The following is a 549-nucleotide window of genomic DNA, read 5'->3' as shown; positions in this document are numbered from 1 at the left end:
GCTCTTCCGATCTGAGCAATGATTTTTTAATTTTAAATTCTCTTTTAAAATTTCATCTAAATTATTATTATTTTCTTTATTTTCTTGATTATTATCTTTTTCATCAAAAATACCCTCAGAAAAATTAAGTCCTCCATTTTCTCCAAATTCTTTAATCATTGTTTCAACATGTTTTCTATATATACCTAAGTAATTCCCCATATTTGCCATTAATCTAACTAAGGCACCATATTCACTAATACTAATTTTACCTTTTTTAAGATAATGGTTTACTATATCTCGTAATTCATCACTAAAATCATATTTACTTTTCAATTCTTTAATATAAAAATAAAGCCAATAAATAAAAATACCAAAGATAAAAGAAGTAAAAGAAATAAATACTTTAGATTCAACAACATTAATAATTGTTTGTTGTATATCCATCAATTATTCCTTTCTATAAAATTATTCCTTTTTTAATTTCTTTATTATTTCAACTATTTTATTATCTTTTTGGATTGTTTCAACTGGTTTATTGTCTTTTTGGATTGTTTCTAATTCTTTATT

General features: G+C 21.9%; 1 protein-coding gene. It reads right to left on the bottom strand.

Annotated features, from left to right (window positions below):
* Positions 1 to 426: hypothetical protein (locus tag OL66_RS03070; RefSeq protein ID WP_238568820.1), on the bottom strand; the 426-nt coding region annotated here is incomplete at its 3' end.
* Between the last annotated feature and the right edge of the window lie 123 nt (positions 427 to 549).

This window comes from Chrysanthemum yellows phytoplasma, assembly GCF_000803325.1.
Taxonomy (GTDB): Bacteria; Bacillota_I; Bacilli_A; order Acholeplasmatales; family Acholeplasmataceae; genus Phytoplasma; species Phytoplasma asteris.
This window is presented reverse-complemented; position numbering and strand designations above follow the sequence as displayed.